Here is a 21,775-nt window from a genome sequence, read left to right on the forward strand (position 1 = left end):
CAGCAGTTATGACCGCCGATGCGGAGAACTGTGCCGGAACGGCCGCCGCACGGTCGTCCGAACGTCCGTCGCCCGGCCGGTGGCGTACCGGCCGGGGCGACGGGGTTGATCTAGCAGCCGGGCAGGCGCTCGATCAGATAGGTCTCGATCTGGTCCAGCGACACCCGCTCCTGCTGCATGGTGTCCCGGTTCCGCACGGTCACGGCGTTGTCCTGCAGCGTGTCGAAGTCGACCGTGACGCAGAACGGCGTGCCGATCTCGTCCTGCCGGCGGTAACGACGGCCGATCGCCTGCGAGTCGTCGAACTCCACGACCCAGCGCTTACGCAGGTTGGCGGAGAGCTCCTTGGCCTTCGGCGACAGCTCCGGGTTGCGGGACAGCGGGAGCACCGCGACCTTGACCGGCGCGAGGCGCGGGTCGAAGCGCATGACGGTGCGGGTGTCCATGCCGCCCTTGGTGTTCGGCGCCTGGTCCTCGTCGTACGCCTCGAGCAGGAACGCCAGCACGGCCCGGGTGAGGCCGGCGGCGGGCTCGATCACGTACGGCGTCCAGCGCTCCTTCTTCTCCTGGTCGAAGTAGGAGAGGTCCACACCGGAGTGCTTGCTGTGCGTGGTCAGGTCGAAGTCGGTCCGGTTCGCCACGCCCTCCAGCTCGGAGAACTCGGTGCCGCCGAACATGAAGCGGTACTCGATGTCGACCGTGCGCTTGGAGTAGTGGGAGAGCTTCTCCTTCGGGTGCTCGAACCGGCGCAGGTTCGACTCGGAGAGGCCGAGGTCGAGGTACCAGTTCCAGCGCTCGTTCAGCCAGTACTCGTGCCACTGCTCGTCCTCGCCCGGCTGGCAGAAGAACTCCATCTCCATCTGCTCGAACTCGCGGGTCCGGAAGATGAAGTTACCGGGCGTGATCTCGTTGCGGAACGACTTGCCGACCTGCGCGATGCCGAACGGCGGCTTCTTGCGGGCCGCGGTCGCCACGTTCGCGAAGTTGACGAAGATGCCCTGGGCGGTCTCCGGGCGCAGGTAGTGCAGGCCCTCCTCGGACTCGACCGGGCCGAGGTAGGTCTTCATCAGACCGTTGAACATGCGCGGCGCGCTGAAGGTGCCCTTGTTGCCACAGTTCGGGCAGTTGAGCTCGCTGAGGTCGGTGGGCGTCCGGCCGTGCTTGGCCTCGAACGCCTCCTCCAGGTGGTCGGCCCGGAAGCGCTTGTGGCAGGACTGGCACTCGGTCAGCGGGTCGACGAACGCGTCGAGGTGACCGGAGGCGGCCCAGACGTCCTTGGACAGGATCACGGCCGAGTCGAGGCCGACGATGTCGTCCCGCTGCTGGACCATGGTCTTCCACCACTGGCGACGGACGTTGTCCTTCAGCTCGACGCCGAGCGGACCGTAGTCCCAGGCCGATTTCGTGCCGCCGTAGATCTCGCTGGACGGGAAGACGAAGCCGCGGCGCTTGGCGAGGCTGACAACGGAGTCAATGCGATCGGCGGGCATGATTTCCTTCTACGCCGGCTGGCGGTCGGCGCTTTGAATAGGTGTCGACATCGTGCGGAACCGTTGAAGGTTACCCCTGGGTTCCGCAGACTTCGAGCTGAGCCGTGCTCGTGTCCTGTACCAGGATGTACTGCACACGGGCCTGCTGACCACCGGAATACGTCAATTCTGCGGGCATGAGCAGTTCCGTGGAGTACGCGCTCAGCTCCCCCAGACGGTACGAGTCGAGCACCGGCTCCTCGGCCATGTCGTCGATGAACTGCCGCCGGGTCGTGCTGTCCTGCTGCTGATCGCAGATGTAGCTGTAGGCGAGCGAGTAGTCCTCGTCCCGCAACGCGTCGAGGTACTGCCCGACCTGCGCCTTGGCCTGCTCGGTCAGCGCCTGCGTGGTGGTCAGGCCGATGCCGAGCACCGCGACCGCGCCCCCGCCGCAGCAGATCATGGCCACCACGGCGGCGATGCCGACGCTCATCCAGATCCGGCCGGAACGACCCTCGGACGGCGGCGCGGGGAACGGCGGCGCCACCCCGGGGCCGGGCGGAGGCGGGACGACACCCGGGCCGGGCGGCAGGGCGCCTGCGCCGGGCGGCATGTCGCCCGCGCCGGGCTCTGGGGTCGGCGCGGCGGTCTCTCCGGCGAGGGTCATGGACCCACGATAATCGCTTGATCTAGCGATGCGGGTGCCTGGCCCGATCACTGTCCACGACCTGCACCTCGCCGCCGGGCGCCGCGGTCGCCAGCTCCTCGAACGCGGACGGCTCGTCCACCGACTCGGCCATCAGCGGGATCGCGGCGATCTTGACGTCGAAGTCGCCGAGCGCCCGCCGGTAGGCGCCGACCGACTCCCAGTCCGTGACCAGGCTCCAGTGGGCGGGGTCGTCGAGCGCGCGGGTGAGACGGCCGGAGACGTACCCGGGCCGGGCCGACAGCGCCGCGAGCGCGGCATGTCCCCGGCTCTCGAAGTCCGCGGCCGCATCTTCGGCCACCACGAAGCGGTTGATGACTAGCACTGGAGATCCCTTCAACCCAATAATCAAAATCTTCATAGGGTACGACGAGAGGACTTCCGTGATCGCGCGGCTGAACCCGACCGGCGTGTTCCTCGCCACGCTGCTGGTGGTGCTGCTCGGGCTGCTGATCCCCGGCCCGGTCGGCGGCGTGATCCTGCTGCTGCTCGCGGCCGCCGTGACCGCGCTGGCCGTGACGTCCTGGCGGGTGACGGCCGCCTCGCTGCGCCCGGTGCGGGTCGTGATGATCGCGCTGGTGATCGCGGCCGCGCTCTGGAAACTGCTGTGAGCGGCCCTCACATGCACCCATGCGTCTTTGACAATGATTTCCGCTATCCGGAAAGTGGAAATCATGTCAAGCAGCAACACCCCCGGCTTCCGGACATCTAAGATATTCGCCGTCGCGGCCACCGCACTCCTCGGTGTCACCGCGCTCAGTGCCTGCGGTGACGACAGCGGGGCCTCGGCCGCGCCCGGCACCGTCGGCGTGGTCGCCGCGTTCTACCCGCTGCAGTTCGTCGCGGAGAAGGTCGGCGGCGACGCGGTCACGGTCACCAGCCTCGCCAAGCCCGGCGCGGAGCCGCACGACCTGGAGCTGAACCCCCAGCAGGTCGGGCAGCTCACGGACGCGCAGCTGGTGCTCTACCTGAAGGGCTTCCAGCCCGCCGTCGACGAGGCCGTGGCGCAGAACAACGCGGATCGCGCGTTCGATGCCGGCACCTCGGTCACGCTGCTCTCCGGCACCGCCTCCCACTCGCACGACGAGGGCGCGGAGGAGGAGCACGCGGAGGAGGAGGGCGGCACCGACCCGCACATCTGGCTCGACCCGACGCGGCTCGCCACCGTCGCGGACGCGGTCGCGGCCAAGCTCGGCGCCGCCGACCCGGACCGTGCCGCCGACTACACCGCGCGGGCCGCCGCGCTGCGCACGGAGCTGACCACGCTCGACGCGGAGTACACGCAGGGGCTGCAGACCTGCGCACGCCGGGAGATCGTGACCAGCCACACCGCGTTCGCGTACCTGGCCGAGCGCTACAAGCTGGAGCAGATCGGCATCTCCGGCCTCTCCCCCGAGGACGAGCCGTCGCCGCAGCGCCTCGCCGAGGTCGCCACCGAGGCCAAGGAGCACGGCGCCACCACCATCTTCTTCGAGACGCTGGTCAGCCCGAAGATCGCCGAGACGATCGCGAACGAGGTCGGCGCCAAGGCGGAGGTTCTCGACCCGATCGAGGGCATCGCGGACGGCTCTGGCGACTACTTCAGCGTGATGAGGACCAATCTGGCTTCCCTGAAGACGGCACTAAGCTGCTCCTGATGAACGAAATCGTCTCGGTGTCGCACGGGGTGGTCGGCTACGACGGCCGCCCCGTGCTCCGCGACGTCTCGCTGACGGTCTCCGCCGGCGAGGTCGTCGCGATCCTCGGCGCCAACGGCTCCGGCAAGTCCACGCTGATCCGCACGATCCTCGGCCTGGTCCCGCTCTCCGGCGGGGCCATCGCGCTGTTCGGCACGCCGCAGCGGCGGTTCCGCCAGTGGCACCGCGTCGGCTACGTGCCGCAGCGCCTCGACGCCGGCGGCGGCGTGCCCGCGACCGTGGGCGAGGTCGTGGCGTCCGGGCGGCTGGCCCGCCGCGGCGTGTTCCGGCCGCCGGGCCGCGCCGACCGGGCCGCGGTCGCGTCCGCGCTCGAGGCCGTCGGGCTCAGCGACCGGGTCAGGGACCCGGTCGCCACGCTCTCCGGCGGCCAGCAGCAGCGCACGCTGATCGCCCGCGCGCTGGCCGGCGAGCCGGAGCTGCTGGTGCTGGACGAGCCCACGGCCGGCGTCGACTCCACCAGCCAGGTCGCGTTCGCGGCCGCGCTCGGCGGCTTCCTCGGCACCGGCGGCACCGTGCTGCTGGTCGCGCACGAGCTGGGCCCGCTGCAGCCGCTCATCCAACGCGCGGTCGTGGTGCACGACGGCCGCATCGCGTACGACGGGCCCGAGATCCCGGAGCCGGCCGGCCACCACGCGGACGCCGGGCACGACCACCAGCACCAGCACTGCGCCGAGGACCCGAGCCTGGCGATCGTCCGAGGAGCCGTCGACCGGTGAGCCTGTTCCAGTACGACTTCATGATCCGCGCGCTGATCGGCGCGCTGATCATCGGCCTCACCGCGCCCGCGCTCGGCATCTACCTGGTGCAGCGCAAGCTCTCGCTGATCGGCGACGGCATCGGGCACGTGGCGCTCACCGGCGTCGGCGTCGGCCTGCTCACCAACCAGTCCCCGGTCTACACGGCCGTGATCGTGGCCGCGATCGGCGCGATCGGCGTCGAGCTGGTCCGCGAGCGCGGGCGCACCTCCGGCGACCTGGCGCTGGCCGTGCTCTTCTACGGCGGCATCGCGGGCGGTGTGGTGCTGGTCGGGCTCTCCCCCAAGGGCGGTGCCGGGAACAGCCTCACCGCGTACCTCTTCGGCAGTCTGACCACCACCTCCCCCAGCGACCTGACCGTGATCGTGGTGCTCGGCCTGATCGTGCTGCTCGCCATGGTCGCGCTGCGCCCCGCGCTGTTCGCGATCTGCCACGACGAGGAGTACGCCCGCGTCTCCGGCCTGCCCGTCCGCGCGCTGAACCTGCTGCTCGCGGTCACCACCGCGGTCACGGTCACGATCGCGATGCGCGCGGTCGGCCTGCTCCTGGTCAGCGCGCTGATGGTGGTCCCGGTCGCGGCCGCGCAGCAGGTGACCCGCGGCTTCCGGGCCACGATGGCGCTCGCCATGCTGATCGGCCTCGTCTCGGCCGGCGCCGGTGTCACTCTCGCGGGGGAGGCGAACACCGCGCTCGGCGCCACGATCGTGCTCCTCACCATCGCGGTCTTCCTCGGCCTGGCGATCGGCGCGGCCGTGTGGCGCCTGGTCCGCCGCCGGATGCTCCCCGCCGCGCCGGTCGCCGCCGAGCCACCGGACGTGGTGCTCGGTCGGTAGCCCGTGCGGGTCGGTTGTACGGTTGCCAGGTGACCAGCGCGACCGGGTACGGGGCCTACGAGGCCGCAAGCGAGCTTCTCCGTGCCCTCTCCGCGCCGATCCGCGTCGCGATCGTCACCGAGCTGGCGAAGGGCGAGCAGTGCGTGCACGACCTGGTGGAGACGCTCGGCGCACCCCAGCCGCTGGTCTCCCAGCACCTGCGCGTGCTGCGCGGTGCCGGTGTGGTGCGCGGTTCCCGGCGTGGCCGGGAGATCGCCTACACCCTGGTGGACGAGCACATCGCGCACATCGTCGCGGACGCGGTGAGTCACGCCGGCGAGTCCGGCGCGACCGTGGTCACCGCCCCGCTGCCGCCCCGGCCAGCCGCAGCCCCCGCGCCCACGCACGCCGGAGATGCCCGATGATCGCTGATAACGCGGCCCAGTCCGCCGCCGTCCGCAACACCCGCCAGCGCACCGCCGTCAGCTCACTGCTCGCCGAGGTCGAGGGCTTCCACAGCGCGCAGGATCTCCACGCCATGCTCCGCGACCGCGGCGAGCGCGTCGGCCTGACCACGGTCTACCGCACGCTTCAGGGCCTCGCCGACAGCGGCGAGATCGACGTCATGCGCCCGCCCGGCGGCGAGCACCTCTACCGCCGCTGCAGCTCCGGCCACCACCATCACCTGGTCTGCCGCTCCTGCGGCAGCACCGTCGAGGTCGAGGGCCCCGCCGTCGAGTCCTGGGCCGACCGCGTCGCCGCCCAGCACGGCTTCGTCGACGTCAGCCACACCCTGGAGATCTTCGGCACCTGCAAGGACTGCGCCACCGCCTGAAGCCGGTTCAGTCCGGGCTCCCATATTGATCAACGATCTTCGCCTGGTATTCGGGCGGGATGATCGCCGATCGGATGATCTGGCCGAACCCGGGCTGAATCCCCAGCGCGCCGTCGGGCTCGGTCTGCCAGTCGTCCGGATCCACCCCCGGAACCGCGTCGAGAATGACCGCCAGGATCCGGTCGTCGATGAAGCCCTCCGCGACGATCGCAAGGTAGGCATCACCCGCCTGCGCTCTGACCAGGGCGGAGATCTCGTATTTCTCCATCTGGGCCGACCACACCTTGCCATCGCACAGCGATCGGGCAATCAGGTCACAGACGAGATCTCTGACTCGCGCGACGACCTGCACCGCGAGCTCCGCCCGCAGGCGGCGGACATCCACGCTGCGCGGCAGAAGATGCGCCGAGGAGGACCTCCCGGTCCCCCGCCCGGCGCGCCCGCACTCGGCGGCGAGCCGGGTGTAGAAGTCGTCTGCGTCGCTGTCGCCCTTGCGTGTGCCGGCCGCGCCCAGCCACCACCACGCGCCCTCCGTGACGATCTCTGGCTGATGCTCGTAGGCCGGATCGAGACGATGGACCGCCGCGCGGTGCCGCCCAGTCTTGACCTTGAACCACACTCGGTCGCCGAGCGAGGCGACCCGCTCCGCACCGCCCGCCGCCACCTGCGCAGGAATGCGTTGCGCGTGGGCGACGACCGGATGCGCGAGGCGGTGCAGACGTTGTTCCAGCACGGGGAAGGCGAGACCGAGATCGTCAAGAGCACGTTTCGTCGGTCTCACCGGCAATTCAGACATCACACTCTCTTACGTCCGTCGGGGGTTGCCCGGAAGGACTCAGCCTTTCGGGTCGGCGAAACCGCCGAGCTCGTCGAGCTCGTCACGGGACATGCCGGTGAGAAGCGAGACAGAGCCGGCGAGGGTGCCGTCGAGCTGCTTGAGCGCAGCCGTGACGGCCACTTGGATCTCATCGCGATGGTTCTCGATGTATTCACGCACGGCAGTATCGACAACGTCTTTCTTGGATCGGCTGAGGAAGTGGGCGGCATGCGAGATGAGCTGATCGGTGCTTGCATCAACCTTGATAGGTGTCACAGCGGCCATGGTGTATCTCCTCAACATCCGGGCGCCGGCAGAAGCGCCCGCTGACTAAGTGACCCAAGTACCAAAGTACCCTCCGCCACGACCGCCACATTACCCCCTCCTCCGCCCTCCTGGGAAAATATGTCCGATTCCCGCGATCCTCCGGAGGGTGGGACCCGGCGTGCGGGCGGCGTTACCGTGCGGGACCCTGGGCGCGTGAAGATTTACGCGGATCGCATGCCGGCGTTCGTCCGGCAGGTTGTTACCGACCTGCTCGTGGTGGCCTGGATCTATGCCTGGATCAGGGCGGGGCTGTGGCTCCGCGACCTCATCGAGAAGCTCGCCGTTCCCGGTCAGAAGATGGAGGGCGCCGGCCAGGGCATCGCCGACAACCTCACGGACGCGGGGAACAAGGTGGGCCGGGTGCCGATCGCGGGCGACGAGCTGACCGCGCCGTTCACCCGGGCCGCGGAGGCCGCACAGGGGCTGGCGAACGCGGGCCGGGACCAGCAGGATCTGGTCGCGGACCTGTCCTGGGCGCTGCCGCTGGCGCTGGTCGCGGGGCCGATCGCGCTGGTGCTGTTCGTCTGGCTGCCGCTGCGCATCCGGTGGATCCGCCGGGCCGGCTCGGCCGCGTCCGCGCGCGGGTCGATCGCCGGCCGGGACCTGCTGGCGCTGCGCGCGCTGACCGGTCAGCCGGTACGCCGCCTGGCGAAGCTGAACCCGGACGTGGCCGGCGCCTGGCGGCGTGGCGACGAGAAGACGCTGGACGCGCTGGCCGCGCTGGAGCTCAGGTCCCTGGGTCTGAAGTAGGGATGCGGCGCCGCACGTCCGGCACCGTGGACGGGCCGGGCTCCCACGGCGCCACCCACGGACCGGTCCCGGCCGGTGGCACGATGCCGCGTTCCAGGAACGTGTACCGCCCGGCCAGGATCCGGCGTGCGGCCGCGTTGTCGACCGAGTCGGTGTTCTCCCAGAGCGCGGCGAAGAGCGCGTCCGCCCGCAGCCGCGCCTGACGGCTGAACAGGTCGGCCAGCTCGATGACCTCGGGATGGGCGCCGGCCTCGGCACGCGCCCGCACGCAGGCGGCGGAGATGGCGAACAGCTCCGCGCCGATGTCCACGATCCGGGCCAGGAACGCCTGCTTGCGCTCGAGTTTGCCCTGCCAGCGGCCCATCGCCCAGAACGTGGATCGGGCCAGCTTCCGCGAGCAGCGCTCGACGTACCGCAGGTGGGTGGCGAGGTGACCGAAGTCCGCGTACCCACCGGGGGTCTGGCCCTTGCCCACGGCCAGCGTGGGCAGCCACTTCGCGTAGAACGCGCCGGCTCGGGCCCCGGCGCGCGCCTTACCGGTGAGGCCGACCTCCGGGTCGATGATGTCGCCGGCCACCTCCAGGTGCGCGTCGACGGCCTCGCGCGCGATCAGCAGGTGCATGATCTCGGTCGAGCCCTCGAAGATGCGGTTGATCCGCAGGTCGCGCAGCTGCTGCTCGGCGGCGAGCGGCCGTTCGCCGCGGGCTGCCAGCGAGGCGGCGGTCTCGTAGCCGCGGCCGCCGCGGATCTGCACCAGCTCGTCCGCGATCTGCCAGGCGAGCTCGCTGGCGTAGAGCTTGGCGAGCGCGGCCTCGATCCGGATGTCGCCGCGTTCCTCGTCCGCGAGCAGGCAGGACAGCTCCAGCATGGACTCGATGCCGTACGTGCCGGCCGCGATGAACGACAGCTTCTTCGCGACCGCCTCGTGCCGGCCGACCGGCTGTCCCCACTGGACGCGCGCGGCGGACCACTCGCGCGCCGCGGCCAGCGACCACTTCCCGGCGGCGACGCAGAGCGCGGGCAGCGAGAGGCGGCCGGTGTTGAGCGTGGTCAGCGCGATCTTCAGCCCCTTGCCGACGCCGCCGACCACGTTGCGGTCCGGGACGAAGACGTCGTGGAAGCGGGTGACGCTGTTCTCCAGGCCGCGCAGGCCGAGGAACTCGTTGCGGCGCTCGACCGTGACGCCCTCGCTGTCCGCCTCGACCACGAACGCGGTGATGCCCGCGTCCGGCACCCGGGCCATCACGACCAGCAGCGACGCGATCGTACCGTTGGTGGCCCAGAGCTTGATGCCGTTGATCCTGTAGCCGCCCTCGACCGGGGTGGCGGTGGTGCGCAGGCGGGCCGGGTCGGAGCCCTCGTCCGGCTCGGTGAGCAGGAACGCGGAGATCTCCCCGGCCGCGAGCCGGGGCAGGAACGCGCGCTTCTGCGCATCCGTCCCGAAGAGCTTGAGCGGCTGCGGCACGCCGATCGACTGGTGTGCGGAGAGCAGCGCGCCGAGCGCCGGGCTGACGGACCCGACCAGCGTGAGCGCGCGGCAGTAGTGCAGGTGGGAGAGGCCGAGCCCGCCGTACCGCGTGTCGATCTTCATGCCGAAGGCACCGAGCGCGGCGAGGCCCTGGAGCACCTCGTCCGGGATACGTCCCTCACGCTCGATGAGCGCGCCGTCCACCTCGGAGCGCAGGAACGCGTCCAGCCGCGCGAGGAACTCGGCGGCGTCGCCGGCGCGGGCCGGGTCGTCGTCCGGCCAGGGGTCGATCAGGTCGAGGCGGAAACGACCGAGGAACAGCTCCTTGGCGAAGCTCGGCCGGTCCCAGCTCTGCTCGCGGGCCGCCTCGGCGACACGCCTGGCCTGGCGCTCGGTGACACCGCCGGCCTCGTCGGCGGGCGTGTTGCGCTCTGTGGTCGTCACGGCAAAACCCCTGACACGGTACGGGCGTGCGCCGCACCCTCCTGCTGAAGTTACTAGCCTCGGCGCGCGTTGGGGAGCACCGCCTCCGCCGTCTCCTTCTCGTCGTCCTCGTCCTCGTCATCCACCCAGTTGCGGCGCGACCACGGCAGGAAGGCCCAGAACGTGGCGAACCACAGTCCGGTCGCGACGGTCAGGATGATCGCCCAGGTGAGGTTGAGCAGGAAGTCGGTGATCACGAAGACCGAGCTGACCATCGAGACCAGCATGAACGCGAGCCCGCCGGTGGCCATCTTGTGCGCGTACTTGACCAGCTCCGGCTTGCGGCCCTGACGGAACAGCGCACGGTGGAACGCGACCGGCGAAATGATCATCGCGGTGGCGAACGCGGCCGAGACCAGCGCGACGAGGTACACGTCCTTCTGCACCTGGGTGGTCTGCCCGAAACCGGCCGCGAACGGCAGCGTCAGCAGGAACGCGAACAGGATCTGCACCCCGGTCTGCGCCACCCGCAACTCCTGGAGCAGATCCTGGAAGTTGCGGTCCCACCGCTGCTTCTCGGTCTCCTTCGGATTCACCATCGCCTGCCCTCTGCACGTCGTTCACGGGCCGTTCAAGTGCCCGTGCCGAACGAGGATCAAACCCGATGGAGCGGCAGCCAGCGGGCCGCGAAGTCGACCGCGGCGGCCTGCGCGACCAGCATGGCCGTCCCGCCGCCGACCGTACCCGTCCGGACCGGCACGAACTCGGGCAGATCAGCGCCGATCAGCTCGAAGTCGGACGCGTCAAACGTGACGTCCTCCCAGGTCACCCAGGTCTGCTCGCCGTCCGGGCCGCGCACCGCACCGCCCTCGGTGTGCCGGGGCACCCGGCCCCAGCGGTACTCGGCCAGGTGCAGCGACGTGCACGTGTCCCAGCCGGTGCCGAGCATCAGCACGTCCGCACCGAGCCGGTACAACCGGCCGAGCGGGGACGTCTCGCCGAGCCCGTCGTCCAGCGCGTGCCCGTCCGTGATCTCGGCCGCGCGCGGGCCGAGCGCGGCGAACGACAGCTGCGGGTGCGTGCTGCGCCGCGCGCCGGGCCACGTACGGACCTGCTCCGCGATCGCGCCCATGAACCTGCTGGGCGTGCGCGCCGGGTCGAACGCGGGCGTCTCCGCGCGGATCACCTCCCACCACTCGACCGGCACCGGCGGGTTGATCCATCGGGCCGGGTCCGAGTTGACCGGCGTGTGGGTGGGCACGACCAGCGTGCCGTCCGGGCCGAGCACGTCGCGCAGCGCCAGCACCACCGCCTCCGCGCCGCCGACCACCCAGCCGAGCGCGCGCAACGAGCCGTGCACGAGCAGCACACCACCCGGGGGTACGCCGAGCGCGCTGAGCTGCCCGGCGAGCGAGGATCTGGTCGGCGGCAGGAGGCTGTCGTTCACCCGGGAACGATATCGGCCCGATCCAGGATCGCGCGGGCCAATTCCTCCGGTGCCCGCTCCGGCACCCAGTGGTCGACGCCGGTCAGCTCGGTGAACCGGTAGTCGGCCGTGACGTACCTCGCGGTGCGCTCCGCCCCGGTCCGGCCGAGCGCGGGATCACGGTCGCTCCACACCAGCGTGGTCGGCACCTCGATCGGCCCGGTGCGCAGCGAGGCGGGCGCGCGGTACCAGTTCAGCGCCGCGGTCAGCGCGCCCTTCTGCCGCATCCGCGAGACGTAGCGGTCGGCGCGTTTGCGGATCAGCATGCGCCGCAGGCCACCGGCGCGGAGGATCGCCTCCGCCAGGAACCGGGTCCGGAACAGCAGGAAGTACGCGGAGCGCCGTCGCTGATCACGGTCGTTGCGCAGCGCCCAGCCGAACGCGCGCGGGTGCGGCACGGACACCGCGGTCAGCGACCGCACCCGGTCCGGATGCTCGCCGGCCAGCGCCCAGGCGACGGCCGCGCCCCAGTCGTGGCCGGCGACGTGCGCCCTGGCCAGGCCCAGCCCGTCCAGCACGCCGGCCGCGTCCGCGACCAGCTTCTCCATCGTGTACGCGGCGGCCCCGGCAGGTCGTGCGCCGGGCGAGTATCCGCGCTGGTCCAGCGCGTACGTGCGCATGCCGGCCGCGTGCAGGTGCGGCACGACCAGCTCCCACTCCGCGCTGTGCTGCGGGAAACCGTGCAGCAGCAGGATCGGCTCCCCGTCCGGCGGGCCGCCGACGTACACGTCGAACGTGAGGTCGCCTACTCGTACTGCTGTTTCGGTGCCGGAATCTCCGTCCACGTCTCCACCTCGAGGTAGGGCACGGTGGCCTGGTTGACCGGATCCTTCGTGGTCTGCGCCGTGTACGCGCCGGTGACCTCGATCCAGGTGTCCGAGGGTACGTTCGACGGCACGTTCCCGCTCAGTCCGACCTTGATCGGCCGGCCGTCCGCGGCGCAGCAGCTGAGGATCATGCGGGCCAGCATCGGCTGCCCGTCCGGCCCCTGCGTGACGAAGCCGGTCACCAGCAGCCGCCGGTCGGTCAGCGACTTCCCCTCGTCGAACACGGCCCGGGACGCGTAGTCCAGCATCGTGACCTTGACCGGGTCGCCCTCGGGCAGCGCCGGGTAGTCCGAGTCGGACTGCACGCCGGCCAGCGCGGTGCCGGACTGACCGGCCGCATAGGACCCGAGCGCGGGCGGCGCGACCAGCAGCAGGCCGAGCACGGGCAGCACCAGCAGCCAGCCGACCCGCGGCTCGTGATGCTCACCCGCGCCGTCGCCGTGATCGTGGTCGTGGACGCGCGGGGAGCGCAGGTCGTACCAGAGCGTCATGACCGCGGCCGCGATGAGCAGCAGCGCGGCCGCGATCAGGAACGGCCGCAGCCCCTCCTTCACGTAGCGCAGGTAGAGGTCGCCGATGGACGCCTTGAGGATCGCGCCGCCGAACAGCAGCATGATCACGGCTTGGGCCTGACGATTCACAGCAGCACCAGCCCCACTCCGGACGCGACCAGGACCGCCGCCACGAACGTCGCCGGCGCGAACCGGGTGGCGAAGCGGCGGCCGAACACGCCGGCCTGCATCGAGATCAGCTTCAGGTCGACCATCGGGCCGACCACCAGGAACGCCAGCCGCGCGGTGAGCGAGAACTGGGAGAGCGAGGCGGCCACGAACGCGTCCGCCTCGGAGCAGATGGAGAGCAGCACCGCGAGCACGGCCAGCGCGATCACGGCCAGCACCGGTTGCGCGGCCAGCGTCTGCAGCCACGCCTCCGGCACGATCACGTTGATCGTGGCGGCCGCCATCGCGCCGACCACCAGGAAGCCGCCCGCGTGCGTGATGTCGTGCCGGACCGCGGCCCAGAACGCGCGCGCCTTGGAGACGCCCTCCAGGTCGGGGCGGTGCGGCAGCTTGATCCACTCGGTCTTGCCGAGCCGCAGCCAGAGCCAGCCCATCATCATGGCGACGATCAGGCTGGCGACCGCGCGGGCCACCACCATCTCCGGATTGTTCGGGAACGCGACCGCGGTGGCGGCCAGCACGATCGGGTTGATCGCGGGCGCGGCCAGCAGGAACGCGAGCGCGGCGGCCGGGGTGACCCCGCGGCGGATCAGCGAGCCGGCGATCGGGACGGACCCGCACTCGCAGCCGGGCAGGATCACGCCGGCCACGCTGGCCACCGGCACCGCCAGTGCCGGGTGCTTCGGCAGCGCCCTCGACCAGAACGAGCGCGGCACGAAGACCGCGATCACGGCCGAGAGCAGCACGCCGAACACCAGGAACGGCACGGCCTGCACCATGACGGAGACGAAGACCGTGGTCCAGGTCTGCAGCGCGGGGTTGGAGATCAGACCGGCCAGCGGGTTCCGGAAGACGACCAGGATCACCAGCAGGACGGCCAGCACCTCGACCGATCCGACCCGGTCGCGGAGCGGTGTCCGGCGAGGCGGTTCGGGGGGCGGGGGCGACCAGTCGATCTCGTCGTCCGGGAAGGTCTGGGTCACGCCCGACAGCGTAGCCGGACACACCCGCTGTCCCGCTATGACAACGTGCGGTAGCGTCACCCGATACAGCGCGGCATCCAGCCGTGGAAACGCCACAACTTCATATCCGACAGGGGAGCGCACCAGCGCTGAGAGTGCGGCCGGCGAGCCGCAGACCCTCAACCACCTGATCTGGGTAATGCCAGCGCAGGGAGTTCGGTCTGAGAACCTCATCGCCGCGCCACGAGTCCATCCGGTGGACCCGTGGCGCGCGTCTTCCCCCCATCGTGTTCAGGGGGCAATCCGTCATGAAAAACACCTACCGATGGCGCACCGTCGACATCGTCGTCGCCTCGGTGATCGCCGCCGCGTTCGGCGTGGTCTTCTGGGCCTGGAACCTGTTGTGGAACGCGTCCGGTGCCGCCTTCGCGTTCTTCCCGCCCGCGCAGGCCGTGCTCTACGGCGTCTGGCTGCTCCCGGGCGTGCTGGCCGGGCTGATCATCCGCAAGCCCGGCGCCGCGCTCTACGCGGAGACGCTCGCCGCGATCATCTCCGCACTGCTCGGCAACGCCTGGGGCACCACCGTCATCCCGCAGGGCCTGGTCCAGGGCTTCGGCGCGGAGCTGGCCTTCCTCGCGGTCGGCTACCGGTCGTTCAAGCTGCCGGTCGCGGTCCTGTCCGGCCTGCTCGCGGGCCTGGCAGCCGGCCTGTGGGACACGTTCGCCTGGTACGCCGCGAACGCGCTCTGGGAATTCCGGATACCGATGATCGTGATCACCGCGCTCAGCGCGGCCGTGATCGCGGGCGCGGGCGGCTGGGCGCTCACCCGCGCGCTGGCCGCGACCGGCGTGCTGGATCGTTTCCCGTCCGGCCGCGACCGGGCGTTGGTCTAGGCGTGCGCGTCGACGTCCGGGGCTTCGGGTGGCGGTTCGCCGGCCGGCGGGACTGGGCCGTGCGCGGCCTGGACCTGACCGTCGAGGCCGGCGAGCGGGTGCTGCTGCTCGGAGCTTCGGGCGCCGGCAAGTCCACGCTGCTGGCCGCGATCGCCGGCCTGCTCCCGGAGGACTCCGGCGAGGCCGAGGGCGAGATCAAGACGGACCGGGAGACCGGCCTGCTCTTCCAGGACCCGCAGACCCAGCTGGTGATGAGCCGCAGCGGCGACGACGTGGCGTTCGGCCTGGAGAACCTGGGCACGCCCGCGGACGAGATCTGGCCGCGCGTCGACCGTACGCTGCACGACACCGGTTTCCGCTATGGCCGTGACCGGTCCACGGCCGCGCTCTCCGGCGGCGAGGCCCAGCGGCTGGCGCTGGCCGGCGTGCTGGCCCCGCGTCCGCGCCTGCTGCTGCTGGACGAGCCGACCGCGAACCTGGACCCGGCCGGCGCCACGCTGATCCGCGACGCGCTGGCCCGCACGCTGACGCCGGACACCGCGCTGATCGTGGTCGAGCACCGCGTCGCGGAGGTGTTGCCACTGGTCAACCGGGTGGTGGTGCTGGCCGCGGGCGGCGGCGTGCTGGCGGACGGCCCACCGGACCGGATCTTCGCGGAGCACGGCGCGACGCTGGCCGACGCGGGCATCTGGGTGCCCGGCCACGCCATCGCACCCCGGAAGGCCGCGCAGGCGGCCGGCGACCCGCTGCTGACCGCGGAGAACGTCACGGTCCACAACCGACTTGCGACAACCTCCCTGGGGGTACGCGCGGCGCGCGTCCACGCCGTGCTCGGGCCGAACGGCGCCGGGAAGTCCACGCTGGCCCGGCTGTGCGGCGGCCTGCTGGCGCCCACCACGGGCGCGGTGCGCGCCGCCGAGGCGCTGGCCGGGCCGGACGCGGCCCGGCCGCCGCACCGGTGGCGGGCCGCCGCGCTGGCCGGCCGGATCGGTTCGGTGTTCCAGAATCCGGAGCACCAGTTCGTCACCGGTACGGTCCGGGACGAGCTGGCGCTGGGTCCGCGACGCCGGCGGCGTACCCCCGTGGATGTTGATCTGGTGGTTGATGGCCTGCTGGAACGGCTGCGGCTGACCCGGCTGGCCGGTGCGAACCCGTTCACGCTGTCCGGCGGCGAGGCGCGGCGGCTGAGCGTCGCGACCGCGCTCGCGGCCGGGCCGCGCGTGCTGGTGCTGGACGAGCCCACGTTCGGCCAGGACCGGCGCACCTGGATCGAGCTGGTGGACCTGCTGGCCGCGCTGCGCGATCAGGAGGGCGCCGCGATCGTGGCCGTCACGCACGACCCCGATTTCGTGGCCGCACTGGCCGACGAGACGACCACGCTGACCGCCGGGGCCGAGACCGCCGAGGGAGCCGCGAACGCTGAGGGAGCCGCGAGCGCCGGACCGAGCGGGAGAGCCGGAACCGCCGTGACCACCCGGACAGCCGCGGCCCACGGCGCCGCCGAAGCAACCGGCACCACCGGAGCCACCGGAACCGCAGCTCCGGAGCCCGGCCGATGACCGCGGTGCCGGCCCCCGGCAACTGGCGTGGCGCGCTGGCCCGGCGGAATCCGGCCGCGAAGCTCGCGGCCGCGCTGCTCTTCTCGCTGCCGCTGATCGCCACGCTGGACCCGGTCGCCCCCGCGCTCGCGATCGTCGTGGAGCTGGCCGTGCTGCCGTTCGCCGGCGTGCGCCCGCTGACGCTGCTGCGCCGGGCCGCGCCGCTGCTGCTGAGCATCGCCGGCCTGCTGGTCACGGTGCTGCTGTTCGCGGCGGACCGGTCCGGCACGGTGCTGCTGGCGGCCGGGCCGGTCACGCTCACCACCGGCGTGCTGGAGACCGCGCTCGGCCTGACGCTGCGCGTGGTCGCGATCGCGCTGCCCGGCCTGATCGTGCTGGCCACCACGGACCCGACGGACCTCGCGGACGCGCTGATCCAGAACGCCCGCTTCTCGCCGCGGTTCGCGATCGGCGCGCTGGCCGCGTTCCGCCTGGTGCCGCTGCTCACGGACGAGTGGCGGACGCTGGCAGCAGCCCGCCGCGCGCGCGGTGTGGACGCGGGCCGCAACCCGGTCGCGGCGATCCGGATCTTCACGTCCACCGCGTTCGCGCTACTGGTCGGCGCGATCCGGCGCGGTGTGCGGCTGGCGACCGCGATGGACGCGCGCGGCTTCGACGCCGGGATCCCGCGCACGGTGGCCCGCCGGCAGGTCTTCGGTTACCGCGACGCCGCGCTGATGATCGCCGCGGTCGCGCTCAGCGCGGCCGCGTTGACCGTAAGTGCGCTGGCAGGCACGTTCCGCCCGGTCTTCTGAAGATCCATTCGCATGTTCGCATAGGTGCCCATGTCACGTCACCTGGTGTTTGCCGTGGACGACGAGCGTGACCACTGGATCATCGCGAACAGAAGTGAGGGACCCATGGGCCACGGCCACCCGCACACCCACGATCACGATCACCACCACGACCACGACGGCGCCTCCACGCCGGACGCGCTGGATCTGTCCATCCCGGACGGTGAACTCTCCCCCGCCGACGCCAGCCGCCGCGGGTTCCTGCGCAGCGCGGGTCTGCTCGGCGCGGCCGCGGGCCTGACCGGTGCGGGCACGGCCGCGGGCGTGTTCGGCACGGCGGACATCGCGGTCGCGCACAGCGCGTCCACGAGGACCGGCGACTTCACCTGGCGGGCCGGCGACCACCACATCCACACGCAGCACTCCAGCGACGGCAAGTACCGGGTCGCCGATCACGTGCAGCACGGCGTGGCGTACGGGCTGGACTGGCTGGTCATCACGGACCACGGCGGCGCCACGCACGCCAAGATCGGTGTCGAGAAGGTCAACCCGGACATCGTGAAGGCGCGCGAGCAGTTCCCGGAGGCGCTGGTCTTCCAGGGCCTGGAGTGGAACATCCCGGCCGCGGAGCACGGCACGATCATCGTCCACCCCGGTAAGAAAGAGGTGGAGGTGCTCAAGGAGTTCGAGACCAACTACGACGGCAGCGTCAAGGGCGCGTCCTCGCAGTCGGCCGCGAACGAGGCGCTCGCCATCGCCGGCCTCAACTTCCTGGCCGCCGCGAAGAAGAACCGCCGGGTCAGCGACGCGATGTTCTTCGCGAACCACCCGTCCCGCAAGGGGCTGGACTCGCCGCACGAGATCCGCGGCTGGCGTGACGCGCAGCCGGACATCGCGCTCGGCTTCGAGGGCGCGCCCGGCCACCAGGCCGCCGGCATCCCGGCCACCAAGTACGGTCCGGGCAGCGGCCGCGGCTACTACGACAGCAGCCCGGGGGCGGACTCGTTCGCGGCGTACCCGCTGGAGAGCTACCGCACCTGGGGCGGCTTCGACTGGATGACCTCCACGGTCGGCGGCCTCTGGGACAGCCTGCTCTCCGAGGGCAAGCCGTGGTGGATCACCGCGAACTCGGACTCGCACAACGTGCTCTGGGACACCTCGGTCCGCGGCGCGAACAGCAACTTCGACGCGAACGGCCGCTACAACGACCCGGAGCACGGCGGCACGCTGGACGTGGCGAACGGTGACTTCTGGCCCGGCTTCTACAGCAAGACGCACGTCGGCGCCGCCGGCGACGACTACCGCCACGTGATGGACGGCCTGCGCGTCGGCCGCGTGTGGGTGGACCACGGCGGCCTGGTCAAGTCGCTGGACGTGCGGGCGCGCGTGCAGGGCGACCGCAACCGCAACGGCGGCACCCCGCTGGGCGGCGTACTGAAGGTCCGCAAGGGCACGTCCGTCGAGGTCACCATCGAGGTCGAGCTGGCCGACAAGCCGAACTGGGCGCAGCTGCTGCCGGTGCTGGCCCGTGTCGACCTGATCCAGGGCGCGGTCACCGGCGCGGCCTCGGACCGGGACGTGTTCACCGCCCCTCGCACGAAGGTGGTCAAGTCGTTCGAGATCGCGAAGGGGAGGAAGACGGCCTCGTTCACGTACTCGTTCGGGAAGGTCACCGCGCCGTTCTACTTCCGGGTGCGCGGCACCGACGGGCACTTCTCGCAGCCCGGCATCCACGGCGCGGGCGTCGACCCGACCGGCCCGAAGCTGGACGTGGTCGGCGACGCCGACCCGTGGCTCGACCTGTGGTTCTACGCGAACCCGATCTGGGTCCTGCCCTCCTGATGTCCGCCGTCCATCTCGGGCTGAGCCTCGGGCACGCCACCGATCCGGAGGCCGAGCACTGGCTCGCCGGTCACCTGCCGGGCACGCTCGACGTGCCCGGCCTGGTCGCGTGCACGCACAACGTGCCCGCGCCGTACCCCCACGTGGCCCTGAGTCTCGAAATTCAAGAGCCATCAGGGGGTACGGGTGGCCCGCTGCCCGAGACGGACCCGGCGCTCCGGGTGGCGGCCGACGAGGCCGCCGCCCGGCACCGGGACCGCGTCTCCGGCCGGGCCGTGCGCTATCCGGGCGTGGACGCGCTGATCGGCACGCTGACCGTGGCCGAGATCCTGGAACTGAGCGCGATCGAGCGGGTCACCGTGCTCGGCGGCGGCGAGGCGGCCCCGGACGCGCTGGTCGAGACGCGCGACTTCGTCCGCCCGCTCTTCCGCGCCGGAAAGCTGGAGCTGGTGCTGGTTCCGGTCGTCGGCGGCCGGCTCGCCCCGTTCGAGGTCCCGAACCCGACGCCGTGCTGCTCAGATCACTGATTACGGGTTTTGATCTTCTCAGCCACCCACGGCACCGGTGCCCGCGGGAGCAACGCTGCCGGACCACGCCGGAAGCGGGAATATGAATTTATGCAGTCGCCGCAAGGCGGGCGCTGAACGCTTCCGGGGGCTCCGCGCGCGCGTAGTGCCAGCCCTGGACGAGGTCGCAGTCGAGCGAGCGGAGCAGCGCGGCCTGTTCCGCGGTCTCCACGCCCTCGGCAGTCACGGTCAGGTCGAGCGCGTGCGCGAGGCGGACCAGCGCGGCCAGGATCTCGCGGTCGACGCGGTCCGGGAGGTCGGCGCGGGTCTTGCCGGTGACGAACGTGCCGGCCAGCTTCAGGCCGGTGACCGGCAGGTTCCGCAGGTAGGCGAGGTTCGAGTAACCGGTGCCGAAGTCGTCGATCGCGATCCGCACGCCCAGGTCGGCGAGCGCGCGCAGCCGGCGCAGCGGCTCGCCCGTGGTGCCCATCAGGGTGCTCTCGGTCAGCTCCAGCTGCAGTGACCCGGGCTCCAGTTCGGACGCGGCCAGCGCCTCGCGGACGTCCGCCACGAAGCCGGGCTCGCGGAGCTGGCGCACGGCCACGTTCACGCTGACCAGCAGCGGCCGGCCGGGGTGCGAGTCGCGCCAGCGGGCGGCCTGGCGGCAGGCCTCGCGCAGCACCCAGCGGCCGAGCGGCACGATCAGGCCGGTCTCCTCGGCCAACGGCACGAAGTGGTCCGGGCCGAGCAGGCCGCGGTCCGGGTGCTGCCAGCGGACCAGCGCCTCCACGCCGGCCAGCCCGCCGTCACCGACGCGGACCAGCGGCTGGTACTCCACCACGAACTCGTTGCGGGCCAGCGCGCGCGGCAGCTCGGCGGAGAGCTCGTAGCGGCCGATGTCGGTGGCGTAGCGGTCCGCGTCGAAGAACGCCCACCGGTCGCGGCCGTCCGCCTTCGCCCAGTAGAGCGTGGTGTCCGCGGCCTTCATCAGGTCGGCCGCGGTGGTGCCGCCGCCGGCCACGCGCTCGATCAGGCCGGCGCTGGCGGAGACGCTGAGCGAGCGTCCGTCCAGCGTGACCGGGCGGCGCACCGCGGCGAGCGCGGCCTCGGCCACGCTGACCAGCTCCGCGGTGCCGGACGAGCGCGGGACCAGCACCACGAACTCGTCGCCGCCCATCCGCGCGACCAGCGTGCCGTTCCCGGTGCCGGAGACCGCGGCGGCCAGCCGGCCCGCGACCGTGCGCAGCAGGCGGTCGCCGGCGGCGTGACCGAGCGTGTCGTTGATCGCCTTGAAGTCGTCCAGGTCCAGGTAGCAGAGCCCGACGCGGCCGTGCGGGCGCGGATCGGCCAGCGCCTCCTCCAGCCGCTGGAACAGCAGCGTCCGGTTCGGCAGGTCGGTGAGCGGGTCGTGCAGCGCCTGGTGCTCCAGTTGCAGCCGCAGCCGGTAGCGCTCGGTGATGTCCTCGACCATCGCGACCACGAACCGGGGCGTGCCGTCGTGCGCGCGGACCAGCGACACGACCAGGTCGGTCCAGATGCTGTCGCCGTCGTTGCGGGAGTAGGGCTTCTCCAGCCGGAAGTGGTCGCGCCGGCCCTCGATCAGGTCGCGGTACGTGTCCCAGACACCGGGCGAGTCCTCCGGGTGGATGAACGTGCCGACGTTCTGCTGGAGGAACTCCTCGCGCGTGTAGCCGAACATCTCGCAGATCGCGTCGTTCACGTCGATGATCGCGCCGTCCAGCTCCGCCACGCCGATGCCGATCGCGGCCTCCGCGAAGATCGCCTGGAACCGGGCCTCGCTGGTCCAGCGCGCCTCCTCCGCGGCGGAGCGGGCGCTGAGCGCGGCGTCCCGGATGTTCTCCTGCTCCGCGAGCACGCGTTCCTTGAGCCCGGCGGCGAACCCGGCCGCGAGCGCGCCCTGCACGGCGGCGAGCCGGTCCGGCCGGCCGAGCACGGCCAGCTCCGTGCCGAGGACCGCGAGCGTGCGGTCCAGCGAGGCGGGCTCGGTGAAGTGGTCCGCGACCAGTGCGGCGCCGACGCGGTACGCGGTGAGCAGGTCGTCGTGCTCCGCTTCGAGCACGCCGACGAGACGCTCCGCCTGGCCGGTCAGGTAGTCGACCAGCTCGCGGTGCGCCATCGAGACGTAACTGGTGCGGCTGATCGCCCGAGCCCAGGCCGGAGCGATGCG

Annotated in this window: 23 protein-coding genes, 1 pseudogene and 1 riboswitch; of the genes and pseudogenes, 12 read left to right on the forward strand and 12 right to left on the reverse strand. The window is 71.8% G+C overall.

The genetic code is table 11. The features are described from left to right. Positions 1–110 precede the first annotated feature (110 nt). The 3 genes from OP04_RS13720 to OP04_RS13730 form a co-directional block, all read right to left on the reverse strand. Complete coding sequence (locus OP04_RS13720; protein WP_033340025.1) at positions 111–1,490, reverse strand: glycine--tRNA ligase; 1,380 nt, start codon at positions 1,488–1,490, stop codon at positions 111–113. Between the two features lie 70 nt (positions 1,491–1,560). Beyond that, positions 1,561–2,136 (reverse strand): hypothetical protein, encoded by a 576-nt coding sequence (locus tag OP04_RS13725; protein WP_157239797.1) that lies wholly within the window; start codon positions 2,134–2,136, stop codon positions 1,561–1,563. 22 nt (positions 2,137–2,158) lie between these two features. Continuing rightward, the gene (locus OP04_RS13730) at positions 2,159–2,500 is read right to left on the reverse strand and encodes an antibiotic biosynthesis monooxygenase family protein (protein WP_033340129.1); all 342 of its coding nucleotides are present in this window, start codon (positions 2,498–2,500) and stop codon (positions 2,159–2,161) included. A 58-nt stretch (positions 2,501–2,558) separates the two neighbouring features. On the opposite strand from OP04_RS13730, the gene OP04_RS13735 reads away from it, so the two are divergent. From OP04_RS13735 to OP04_RS13760, 6 genes and pseudogenes are all read left to right on the forward strand, one after another. Continuing rightward, on the forward strand, positions 2,559–2,786 hold the full coding sequence (locus tag OP04_RS13735; RefSeq protein ID WP_408606744.1) for a DUF6703 family protein: 228 nt from the start codon (positions 2,559–2,561) through the stop codon (positions 2,784–2,786). A 63-nt stretch (positions 2,787–2,849) separates the two neighbouring features. Then, positions 2,850–3,812, forward strand: a complete 963-nt coding sequence (locus OP04_RS13740) for a metal ABC transporter substrate-binding protein (RefSeq protein ID WP_051797834.1) — start codon at positions 2,850–2,852, stop codon at positions 3,810–3,812. Continuing rightward, complete coding sequence (locus OP04_RS13745) at positions 3,812–4,588, forward strand: metal ABC transporter ATP-binding protein (protein WP_033340026.1); 777 nt, start codon at positions 3,812–3,814, stop codon at positions 4,586–4,588. Before OP04_RS13740 ends, OP04_RS13745 begins: the two co-directional genes overlap by 1 nt. Further along, on the forward strand, positions 4,585–5,460 hold the full coding sequence (locus OP04_RS13750; protein ID WP_033340027.1) for a metal ABC transporter permease: 876 nt from the start codon (positions 4,585–4,587) through the stop codon (positions 5,458–5,460). Before OP04_RS13745 ends, OP04_RS13750 begins: the two co-directional genes overlap by 4 nt. A 29-nt stretch (positions 5,461–5,489) precedes the next feature. After that, positions 5,490–5,783 (forward strand): annotated as a pseudogene (locus OP04_RS13755) (ArsR/SmtB family transcription factor); the annotation flags it as partial. A 77-nt stretch (positions 5,784–5,860) separates the two neighbouring features. Continuing rightward, a complete protein-coding gene (locus tag OP04_RS13760) occupies positions 5,861–6,274 on the forward strand; it encodes a Fur family transcriptional regulator (RefSeq protein WP_033340028.1) in 414 nt (137 codons plus the stop codon). 7 nt (positions 6,275–6,281) lie between these two features. Here the strand turns inward: OP04_RS13760 and OP04_RS13765 are convergent, their stop codons facing one another. Next, positions 6,282–7,070, reverse strand: a complete 789-nt coding sequence (locus OP04_RS13765) for a hypothetical protein (protein WP_033340133.1) — start codon at positions 7,068–7,070, stop codon at positions 6,282–6,284. A 39-nt stretch (positions 7,071–7,109) separates the two neighbouring features. Further along, complete coding sequence (locus OP04_RS13770; RefSeq protein WP_033340029.1) at positions 7,110–7,376, reverse strand: hypothetical protein; 267 nt, start codon at positions 7,374–7,376, stop codon at positions 7,110–7,112. Positions 7,377–7,571: 195 nt separating this feature from the next. On the opposite strand from OP04_RS13770, the gene OP04_RS13775 reads away from it, so the two are divergent. Beyond that, a complete protein-coding gene (locus OP04_RS13775; RefSeq protein WP_033340030.1) occupies positions 7,572–8,168 on the forward strand; it encodes a hypothetical protein in 597 nt (198 codons plus the stop codon). Here OP04_RS13775 and OP04_RS13780 read toward each other — a convergent pair. The 6 genes from OP04_RS13780 to OP04_RS13805 are packed head-to-tail and all read right to left on the reverse strand — an operon-like array spanning position 8,146 to position 14,035. Then, positions 8,146–10,080, reverse strand: a complete 1,935-nt coding sequence (locus tag OP04_RS13780) for an acyl-CoA dehydrogenase family protein (protein ID WP_033340031.1) — start codon at positions 10,078–10,080, stop codon at positions 8,146–8,148. The genes OP04_RS13775 and OP04_RS13780 overlap by 23 nt on opposite strands. Positions 10,081–10,133: 53 nt before the next feature. Beyond that, on the reverse strand, positions 10,134–10,658 hold the full coding sequence (locus OP04_RS13785) for a DUF6328 family protein (protein WP_033340032.1): 525 nt from the start codon (positions 10,656–10,658) through the stop codon (positions 10,134–10,136). A gap of 56 nt (positions 10,659–10,714) precedes the next feature. Next, on the reverse strand, positions 10,715–11,506 hold the full coding sequence (locus OP04_RS13790) for an aminoglycoside N(3)-acetyltransferase (protein ID WP_033340033.1): 792 nt from the start codon (positions 11,504–11,506) through the stop codon (positions 10,715–10,717). Continuing rightward, positions 11,503–12,330, reverse strand: coding sequence for an alpha/beta fold hydrolase (locus tag OP04_RS13795; protein WP_051797840.1), 828 nt, complete (start codon positions 12,328–12,330; stop codon positions 11,503–11,505). Before OP04_RS13795 ends, OP04_RS13790 begins: the two co-directional genes overlap by 4 nt. Further along, the gene (locus tag OP04_RS13800) at positions 12,291–13,013 is read right to left on the reverse strand and encodes a TIGR03943 family putative permease subunit (protein WP_033340035.1); all 723 of its coding nucleotides are present in this window, start codon (positions 13,011–13,013) and stop codon (positions 12,291–12,293) included. Before OP04_RS13800 ends, OP04_RS13795 begins: the two co-directional genes overlap by 40 nt. Further along, positions 13,010–14,035, reverse strand: coding sequence for a permease (locus tag OP04_RS13805; protein WP_198153814.1), 1,026 nt, complete (start codon positions 14,033–14,035; stop codon positions 13,010–13,012). Before OP04_RS13805 ends, OP04_RS13800 begins: the two co-directional genes overlap by 4 nt. Positions 14,036–14,136: 101 nt before the next feature. Beyond that, a riboswitch (TPP riboswitch) is annotated at positions 14,137–14,246 on the forward strand. Between the two features lie 76 nt (positions 14,247–14,322). Here OP04_RS13805 and OP04_RS54620 point away from each other — a divergent pair. From OP04_RS54620 to OP04_RS13830, 5 genes are read left to right on the forward strand one after another with little or no spacing between them, the layout of a single operon-like run. Further along, positions 14,323–14,907, forward strand: a complete 585-nt coding sequence (locus tag OP04_RS54620) for an ECF transporter S component (protein ID WP_033340036.1) — start codon at positions 14,323–14,325, stop codon at positions 14,905–14,907. Between the two features lie 2 nt (positions 14,908–14,909). Further along, positions 14,910–16,466, forward strand: coding sequence for an ABC transporter ATP-binding protein (locus tag OP04_RS51700; protein WP_232323579.1), 1,557 nt, complete (start codon positions 14,910–14,912; stop codon positions 16,464–16,466). Beyond that, positions 16,463–17,260, forward strand: coding sequence for an energy-coupling factor transporter transmembrane component T family protein (locus tag OP04_RS13820; protein WP_051797842.1), 798 nt, complete (start codon positions 16,463–16,465; stop codon positions 17,258–17,260). Before OP04_RS51700 ends, OP04_RS13820 begins: the two co-directional genes overlap by 4 nt. 30 nt (positions 17,261–17,290) lie before the next feature. Beyond that, on the forward strand, positions 17,291–19,081 hold the full coding sequence (locus tag OP04_RS13825; RefSeq protein ID WP_232323580.1) for a PHP domain-containing protein: 1,791 nt from the start codon (positions 17,291–17,293) through the stop codon (positions 19,079–19,081). Beyond that, positions 19,081–19,608 (forward strand): hypothetical protein, encoded by a 528-nt coding sequence (locus OP04_RS13830; protein WP_051797844.1) that lies wholly within the window; start codon positions 19,081–19,083, stop codon positions 19,606–19,608. Before OP04_RS13825 ends, OP04_RS13830 begins: the two co-directional genes overlap by 1 nt. A gap of 88 nt (positions 19,609–19,696) precedes the next feature. Here the strand turns inward: OP04_RS13830 and OP04_RS13835 are convergent, their stop codons facing one another. Then, on the reverse strand, positions 19,697–21,724 hold the full coding sequence (locus OP04_RS13835) for a putative bifunctional diguanylate cyclase/phosphodiesterase (RefSeq protein ID WP_033340037.1): 2,028 nt from the start codon (positions 21,722–21,724) through the stop codon (positions 19,697–19,699). Between the last annotated feature and the right edge of the window lie 51 nt (positions 21,725–21,775).

This window comes from Catenuloplanes japonicus, from assembly GCF_000717135.1.
Lineage (GTDB): Bacteria > Actinomycetota > Actinomycetes > Mycobacteriales > Micromonosporaceae > Catenuloplanes > Catenuloplanes japonicus.